This window comes from Streptomyces sp. NPDC058051 (genome assembly GCF_042885475.1).
Lineage (GTDB): Bacteria > Actinomycetota > Actinomycetes > Streptomycetales > Streptomycetaceae > Streptomyces.
In genome coordinates, this window is record NZ_JBHVRW010000039.1 from 41093 (window position 1) to 49111 (window position 8019).

At 68.2% G+C, this 8019-nt stretch carries 7 protein-coding genes and 3 pseudogenes; 7 read left to right on the plus strand and 3 right to left on the minus strand.

Annotated features, from left to right (window positions below; all coding sequences use genetic code 11):
• The first annotated feature begins 25 nt into the window (after positions 1-25).
• The 4 genes from ACFVUT_RS35310 (at position 26) to ACFVUT_RS35325 (ending at position 3182) form a co-directional block, all read left to right on the plus strand.
• Positions 26-1312 (plus strand): MFS transporter, encoded by a 1287-nt coding sequence (locus ACFVUT_RS35310; RefSeq protein ID WP_389659904.1) that lies wholly within the window; start codon positions 26-28, stop codon positions 1310-1312.
• Positions 1309-2469, plus strand: a complete 1161-nt coding sequence (locus tag ACFVUT_RS35315; RefSeq protein ID WP_389659901.1) for an aminotransferase class I/II-fold pyridoxal phosphate-dependent enzyme — start codon at positions 1309-1311, stop codon at positions 2467-2469. Before ACFVUT_RS35310 ends, ACFVUT_RS35315 begins: the two co-directional genes overlap by 4 nt.
• A gap of 129 nt (positions 2470-2598) precedes the next feature.
• Positions 2599-2892, plus strand: a complete 294-nt coding sequence (locus ACFVUT_RS35320; protein ID WP_389659898.1) for a chorismate mutase — start codon at positions 2599-2601, stop codon at positions 2890-2892.
• Positions 2889-3182, plus strand: a complete 294-nt coding sequence (locus ACFVUT_RS35325; RefSeq protein WP_389659895.1) for a Dabb family protein — start codon at positions 2889-2891, stop codon at positions 3180-3182. Before ACFVUT_RS35320 ends, ACFVUT_RS35325 begins: the two co-directional genes overlap by 4 nt.
• Before the next feature lie 115 nt (positions 3183-3297).
• Here the strand turns inward: ACFVUT_RS35325 and ACFVUT_RS35330 are convergent, their stop codons facing one another.
• Entirely contained in the window at positions 3298-3927 is a 630-nt protein-coding gene (locus ACFVUT_RS35330) for a TetR/AcrR family transcriptional regulator (RefSeq protein ID WP_389659893.1), read from the minus strand.
• A gap of 76 nt (positions 3928-4003) precedes the next feature.
• On the opposite strand from ACFVUT_RS35330, the gene ACFVUT_RS35335 reads away from it, so the two are divergent.
• Both ACFVUT_RS35335 and ACFVUT_RS35340 read left to right on the plus strand, forming a co-directional pair.
• Positions 4004-4696, plus strand: a complete 693-nt coding sequence (locus ACFVUT_RS35335; RefSeq protein ID WP_389659890.1) for an NAD(P)-dependent oxidoreductase — start codon at positions 4004-4006, stop codon at positions 4694-4696.
• Positions 4693-5088, plus strand: a pseudogene (locus ACFVUT_RS35340) (pyridoxamine 5'-phosphate oxidase family protein); the annotation flags it as partial. The gene ACFVUT_RS35335 and the pseudogene ACFVUT_RS35340, both read left to right, overlap by 4 nt.
• A 240-nt stretch (positions 5089-5328) precedes the next feature.
• On the opposite strand, the gene ACFVUT_RS35345 reads toward ACFVUT_RS35340, so the two are convergent.
• Positions 5329-5817, minus strand: coding sequence for a hypothetical protein (locus ACFVUT_RS35345; RefSeq protein WP_389659887.1), 489 nt, complete (start codon positions 5815-5817; stop codon positions 5329-5331).
• Between the two features lie 207 nt (positions 5818-6024).
• Positions 6025-6614, minus strand: a pseudogene (locus ACFVUT_RS35350) (RHS repeat-associated core domain-containing protein); the annotation flags it as partial.
• Between the two features lie 853 nt (positions 6615-7467).
• Here ACFVUT_RS35350 and ACFVUT_RS35355 point away from each other — a divergent pair.
• Positions 7468-7836 (plus strand): annotated as a pseudogene (locus tag ACFVUT_RS35355) (IS5/IS1182 family transposase); the annotation flags it as partial.
• Between the last annotated feature and the right edge of the window lie 183 nt (positions 7837-8019).

The window sequence follows — 8019 nt, forward strand, 5'->3', positions numbered from 1 at the left end:
GAGGTTGGCACGAGTGTCGGACCGAATGACCGACGACGAGCAGGAGAGCGACGAGCAGGAGAGCGCGGCCGGGTTCCCCCTGGTGACCATCCTCGCGCTGGTGGCGGGGATCTTCGCCGTCGGCTCGGAAGAGCTGGTGGTCTCACCGCTGCTCGTGGACATGTCCGAGTCGTTCGACACCTCGGTGGCCGTGATGGCGCTGTCGGTGAGCGTCTACGGCATCGGCACAGCGGTCGGCGCCCTGATCTTCGCCCCGCTCGGGGACCGGGTGTCCCGCCGGCTGAGCCTCTCGGTCGGGATGACGGTGTTCGTCCTCGGAACCCTGCTGTGCGCGTTCGCCGCCGGGCCGGGCCTGCTCTTCACCGGACGGGCGCTGGCCGGCCTGGCCACGGGCGCCTTCGTACCGACCGCCTACGCCTTCGTCGGCGACCAGATCCCCTACCGGTACCGGGCGAGGGCCATGGGCGTGATCGTGTCGAGCTGGTCGCTCTCGCTGGTGCTGGGCGTGCCCCTGGGATCGTTCGTCGGACAGTGGGCGAACTGGCGGTGGACCTTCGGCCTGCTGTCGGTCCTGGGCGCCTTCGCGGGCTGTGTGCTGTTCCGGGCCGGCAGCGAGGACCCCGGTCGCCCGCGCCCGGCCGCCGAGGACGCCCCGGCGGCGTCCGCGAAGGACTGGAGCCGTTCGGCCGCCCGCGCCTTCCTGGCGCCGAAGGTGCCGACGTACGTGCTGGCGACCTTCCTGAACATGCTGGGCTTCTACGGGATGTACACCTACCTCGGCAGCGCCCTGCAGTACCGGTTCGGTCCCGGGAGCCTTCTGACGGGCCTCATGATCCTCGTCTACGGGCTCGGGTTCTCCACCAGCTTCCTCACCGGCAGGTGGGCCGACGAACTCGGCAAGGAGCGGGTCCTCGTCGGCCTGTTCGCCGGCCTGGTCCCGGCCCTTGCGATCATCCCGCAGGTCTCCCGGTGGACGGTGCCGCTGGTCGTCTGCCTGTTCCTGTGGGGCTCGATGCAGAGCCTGGTCGTCACACTGCTCAGCACGCTGCTCAGCGAGTGCTCGCAGCACTACCGCGGAACCGTCCTCGCCTTCTACAGCCTCGCCACCAACCTCGCCGTCGCCCTGGGGGCCGCCCTGCTCGGGCCCCTGTTCACCGCGCACGGACTGTCCGCGGTGGGCTGGGTCTGCGCCGGGATCACCCTCGTGGCGTTCGGCCTGACCGGATGGGCATTCCTGCGTGACGGCGCGAGGACACCGTCCGCGGGGGACGAGCCGGACACGAGCCGGGAGGCCAAGGTGATCGGGACGTGAGGAGCGAGTTCGCCCAGCGGCTCCTCGCCCTTCCCAGGAGCCGCTTCGCAACGACCGTCGCCAGGATCGACCGGCTCGTCACGGCCGGCGAGGACGTCGTCAACCTCTGCCAGGGCAATCCCGACCTGCCCACCCCGCCGCACATCGTCGAGGCGCTGCGCCGGGAGGTCCTGGACCCGGCGACGCACCGGTACACCTCCTTCTCCGGACTGTACGAACTCAAGCTCGCCGTGGCCGAGTGGTACGCGAAGAACCACCGGGTCCGGCTGGACCCGGAGACCGAGGTCGCGATCCTGTTCGGCGCCAAGACCGGCCTGGTGGAGATCAGCCAGTGCTTCCTGAACCCGGGGGACGTGTGCCTGATGCCGGATCCGGCGTTCCCCGACTACTGGGCGGGTGTGGTCCTCGCCGGGGCCCGCATGCATCCCCTCCCGCTCCTTCGGGAGAACGGCTTCCTGCCCGACTACGGCGCACTCGATCCGGGCGTGTGCGAGCGGGCCCGGCTGATGTTCCTCAACTACCCGAACAACCCGACATCGGTGACGGCTCCCCTGGAGTTCTACGAGGAGACGGTCGCGTTCGCGGCGGCGCACGAGGTGATCGTCGCCGCCGACTTCGCCTACGGGGCCCTCGGCTTCGACGGGGAGGCACCGGTTTCGTTCCTGCGCGCGGACGGCGCCAAGGAGGTGGGTGTCGAGTTCGTCTCGCTGTCCAAGATGTTCAACATGGCCGGCTGGCGGGTCGGCGCGGTCGTCGGCAACGCGCACGCCGTCGCCGCGATCAACCTCATCCAGGAGCACTACTTCGTCTCGCTCCCGCCGTTCATCCAACGGGCTGCGGTCACGGCTCTGACCGGCCCCCAGGACTGCGTCGACGAACTGGCTGCGACGTACGAGCGCCGGCGGGACGTCTTCGTGGCCGGGCTGCAGGATGCCGGCTGGAGCGTCGACGTCCCCCGGTCGATCTTCGTGTGGCTGCCGGTACCCGACGGCGGAGGCAGCTCCGAGGCATTCGCCGACGAGCTGCTGAACCGGGCCAACGTGGCTGTGGCGCCGGGCAGTTGGTTCGGCAGTCACGGTGAGGGGTACGTACGCGTGAGCCTGCTGGCACCGGAGGAACGGCTGCGGGAGGCCGTGAAAAGACTTGCGGATTTCTGACCGCACGTGAAGTCACGCACGACAGGACCCACCTCAGTCGTGTGAAATCACGCGCGGCAGAACACGACTCCGTCGCGTGAAGTCACGCGCGGCAGAACACAACTCCGTCGCATGAGGGGAAGTTCGCGCATGACCGAAACAACCGCGGCCGATGTGGCAGCCGGTATCGAAGAGGACCGGGCGGTGATCGATTCGCTCGACGCGCAGGTCGTCGAACTGCTGGCCCAACGGGCCCGGGTGTCCGCCCGTATCCAGCGCCGTCGCGTCCGGTCCGGCGGCCCGCGCACGGTGTTCTCCCGGGAGATGGACGTCCTGGCGCGCTACCGGGACGCACTTGGCACGGACGGCACCCGGATCGCCATGGACGTCCTCAGACTGTGCCGCGGCACGGCGTCCGCCGACTCCCCGGGAGCCGCTTCGTGATCCGCCACGTCGTACTCTTCAAGTTCAAGCCGGGCATCGGCTGGGACGACCCGCGCGCCCTCGCGGCGGAGGGCACCGCCGCCAAGGTGGGCGCCGAGGTGCCGGAACTCCACGAGTGGCGCTACGGGCGCAACGTGTCCCCCCGGAAGGTCGCCTACGACTTCCTCGTCGAGGGGCTCCTGGACGACATGGCCGCCGTCGACCGCTATCTCGTCCACCCCTTCCACCAGGACGCGATCCGCCAGTGGCAGGAGATCAGCGACTGGGTCATCGCCGACGTCGAGGTGTGACGGACACACCCCTGCCGACTGGGTCATCGCCGACGCAGAGGCGTGACGGACACACCCCTGCCGCCCCGGCCCGAGGACCGGGTTCGGGCCGGACGGCTCCTCCACCGGAGGCCGGTCAGCCACGGCGGCCCGCACGGGTGGTTGCCGCGGTGCGCGACCTCGGGGCCAGCGCCGCGCGCAGCGCCGGAGTGAGGATGCGGCGGGTCTCGGACGGGGTGAGGGCGGCGGGGGTGGGGAGGGGGTTGAGGTAGCGGGTGTAGATGAGGCCGCCGAGGATCGTCACCACGGCTGTGGCGCGTGCGGTCGCGTCCCGGCCGCCGAGAAATTCAACAAGCCGGGCCAGCAGCTCGCGTTCCAGGTATTCGCGGATCACTTCGGCGGCCTCGTCGCCCCGGGCGGTGAGCTGCCGGAAGTCGGCGTCCTCCCACAGGTCGGTCACCGCGTCGATCAGCCGGTCGGGGAGGGTGGCCGGGTCGCCGCCGAGGACATCGTCCACCGCCAGCGCGTTGGCGCACTGGAACTGCATCACGTCCGCGAACAGGCCCTTCTTCGAGCCGAAGTGGTACGCGATCAGCGCCGGGTCGACCCCGGCGACCCCGGCCACCGCGCGCAGGGTGGTACGCCGGTAGCCGTGCTCCAGGAACAGCGCACGGGCCGCCGAGACGATCGACTCGCGGGTCGGCGGGTTGCCGCGGGGGCGGCCCCGGGTGCGGGCGGAGGCGGGGGCGGGTGCGGCGTTATTCATCAGCGTTGAGCCTGCGTTCGGTGATCGGGACAGTCAAGGTCATTCCGCGAACCACACGAAGGGATGACCCGACACCATGCGTATCGCAGTCTTCGGCGCCAACGGACCGACCGGCCGCCACCTCACCGACCAAGCCCTCGCCGCCGGCCACGAGGTCGTCGCCGTGACCCGCCGCCCCGGCTCCCTCGCCGGACGCCCCGGCCTCGCCGTAGCCGTCGCCGACGCCACCGAACCGGCGGCCGTCGACGCCGCGATCGACGGTACCGACGCCGTCCTCTCCGCGCTGGGCGCGCGCTTCAGCAAGGAGGCCATCACCACGTACTCGGCGAGCGCCACGGCCATCACCGGGGCCATGGCCCGCCACGGCGTCAAGCGGCTGCTCGCCGTCAGCTCCAGCATCGCCGACCCCAACTGGCGTCCCACCGGCGCGCACTTCTTCAACCATGTGCTCGACCCGTTGGTGAACCGACGCCTCGGCCGTTCCCTCCACGAGGACATGCGCCGCATGGAGGCCGTGATCCGCCGGACGGACCTCGACTGGACCCTCGTGCGGCCCTCGGGTCTCTTCGAGCACCCCGTCGTCACGGACCACCACACCGCCGAGAACAGCGCCGACGGCGTCTTCACCGCCCGCGCCGACCTGGCCGCGAGCATGCTGCGCGAGCTGGCGGAGCGGCGGTACGTCCGCGCGCCCATGGGCGTCATCACCACGGCCGTGAAGCCGAACATCATCAGGCTGATCTGGAACGAGGGAGTGAAGAAGAAGTGAGCCGGGCGGCCACCGAACTCCCGGCTGGCACAAGGGCGTTCCTCACCCACCCAGGCACGGCCACCCTCACCACCCTGCGCTCCGACGGCACCCCGCACGTCACCCCTGTCCGCTTCACCTTCGACGCGGCCACCGGCCTGGCCCGGGTGACCACCCGGGCGGGGGCGCGCAAGGCCCGGAACGTGGCGGCGGGCGGCCCGTCAGCCCGGGTCGCGCTCTGCCAGGCGGACGGCTTCCGCTGGGTCACCCTCGAAGGCCGGGCCACCGTCACCGACGACCCCGCACGCCTGGCCGAGGCGGTCCGCCGCTACACCGCCCGCTACCGCGCGGCCCCGCCCGCCCCTGTGGACCTGGCCGTCATCGAGATCGCCGTCGACCGCGTCCTGTGCTTGCCACCGACCTCATCGGCATGGGCGACTCCGGCAAACCCCACCTCGCCTGCTCCTTCGACGACCACGCCCGCTACCTCGACGCCTGATTAGAGGCCCTCGGTCTCGCCGAGGCCGTCCTCGTCGGCCACGACTGGGGCGGCGCGCTCGCCTCGACCGCGCCGCCCATCTCCCGGCCGTGTCCGTGGCCTCCTTCAGAAGCGCGGCAAGCCGTCTCCAGCCGATGGGCCGCCGGCGTTGCATTCAGCCGAGGCTGACGCTCCATACGTCTCCATGCCCCAGCCATTCATCGCGTTCCTCGTGGTCATTGTTGACCAGGACGGATACCTTTGTTGCAGATGCGCGGTACTCTAGAAAATCACCTTGATCGATAACTCGAAGTACGGGCGGATTCGGTAGTTCGGAAAGCTCGTTGCGCAATTCATCCCATGCAAGATACCGAGGAAACCCATCGAACATGGCGGTGCGCCATCGATTGGCCATATCGCTGCGGGTCGCCAACCTGTGCAACTCGATGGCACCCCCGGATACGCTCCACTCTCTGCCGGAATTCAGATAGAATTCGATGAACCCGTAATCACGCCTCATTGAATCACCGTCTTCGTCGACAACATCCACGAAATCGCAGTTAATTTTCTGCTGAAGATCGACGAGAGTGGAACCGATGCCAACCCCGTACAGTCGGCCCGATGCGATGAACGAGGCGATCAGCTCAGCGGCACTCACGGCCATCCCTCCAATTTTCCCATGAGTGCTTTCATTTCATCCGCCCGGTTCTTTCCAGCCGTGTTCGAGTCTGATCGGCGCACCCGCAATGTTTCCGTTGTCGTCCACGAACACGTGCACTTCGTCCTCAAGGCCCAGCATTTTCTTCAGCGGGATGTGGATGTGAGCGCCTTTGGTAGCCCAATCCGACGCCACGGGAGACACGCGTATCTTGCAGGGCCTCAGTCCCAACGGGTCGGCCCATGTGTGCGGGTTCTCCACGTATGTCAGGGCATTGGGGCAGGATCGAGACCCAGGGGATCGGCAGTCACGTATCGGGCCGTTTCCGGGTCGCAGTACCTGTGGACGTTGCAATGGAGGCCGGTCTCGGGGTCGAAACACTGGCCAGGGAATCGAAGCGGCGTGTACGCCGTACTCGTTGTCGCCCAGGTTGTCGTACCCCACAGTGTGGTACGTGTGTTCCAGGCCAATCCCCCCGACTCGTCGATGGGTTCGCCAGGAGTTCCGATCAGGTCGGTGACAATGGTGAAGAATCTTTCATCAACGGCCTCTTGAGGCGAACCGCGTGTGAAGATGCGTTCCACTTGCACCAGTGGACGCACTCCATCGTGGTCCCACGTGAGCGTGACAGGGGTGGGCCGGCCCTCCCCGGTAGCCCGTTGTTCGCAGAGTTGAGCGTCGTCCCAGGTGAAGAATGTCTGCTCCAGGACAGTGTCGCCGTCCTCGGCAAGACGCTGCTTGGCTGTGCGACGGCCCAGCGGATCGCACTGGTAGCGCCAGACTGTTCCGTCCGGCATCCCCACGAGCCCCCGCGAACCGGGCCAACGCCTCCTCGTCCGAGAACGCACAAATCCAACGCACACCGTTCTGCTCCGCCGACCACAAATCCCCGTCGGCGTCCAGAGGCACCAACACCGCCGAACGCCGGAACTCACCCGGCAACACAGCGAACTCACGCCGAGCCACCGCCATCGGATCACTCTCCGGCGTCACGGCAAGGGCCGGCTCCAGCACCTCAGGCGGTTTCGGCCGCACCTCGGGAGCAGGCCAATCGGCCAAGTCCGCAATCTTCGAACGCCTGACAGGCCGCTCCGCTATGTCATCCCCGTCATCGAACACGCGCCGAATGCTGTCACGGCACACTTCCCAAGAGCAACGAGCAAAAACAGCCAACCAGTCACCGTCCGGACCCGGCCCAGCTCCACACCCACAGAGACGGGCCTGTGGGCGCCCCTCGAAAAGGCTCCGCTGAACCCCTCTGCCCACTTTCGCCCCAAAACCGGACAGAGAGGAGCGGGCCGAACGCCGACCGTGTCCACCTCACTGATCCCAGCGGCCTGTCTACCGAAGACCCCAACAATCAAATTGAGAGGCAAGCGGACTGAACCCCGGCGTTGCGCAAGGGTCGCAGAAACCCTTCGAGTGCCATGGCGACGTCCGCGACGCCAACACCGGCCAGATCGGCAGCGCCTTCATGGCAAATGACTCCCCTCCATCCGTCCCGCCTACCGCCACCACAGAGCGCACCAACACCAACAGTCAGGAGCCCGCCTCTGCCCGCGAATCAGCCCGCTGACTGCCCGACCCAAGCACATCAAGAGCTCCGGAAACTGGCGAGTTGGTGCGTGGTGGCGTGTGAGGGCGTGGTGGCGGGCGGCCACACTGATTCATCTGCGGCACAACCTCCCGCACTCGGCGCTGGTGCCGCTGTTCGCTGCCGACCGCTCCACCATCACCCGCGCCATCAAAGAGATCCGCGCTCTTCCGGCTGAGCGCGGGTGTGCGGTACCTGAACGTCCCGGCCTGCGCCTGCGAACGATGGCGGATGTGTTCACCTACGCCCAGGGCGAAGACGCCGCGCCCTGTCTGGATGCCGCTGTGGTCCGGGGCCGTCGGCTTGCGGTCGGCCGTGGCGGTCGGCGTGCATTCGTCTCCGGCAAGAAGAAGCAGAACGCCATGAAGGCCACGGTGATCGCCGACCCCGAGGGCCGCACGTTATGGACTGATGCCCTGCGGCCTGGACGGCCTCGTCTCCGACCGCCCAGCGACAGTCTGAACACCAGTCCGCGGGCAGATCGCCACGCCGTCACTCGCTATCACGCACCAACTCGGAAGGGCTCGCAGAGAATCAACATGCGGGTTTGATGTTGTCCGGGGGCTCGGTGCCGTAGGCGTCGAGGTAGGCGGCTACGTCGGTAGGGGTGGTGA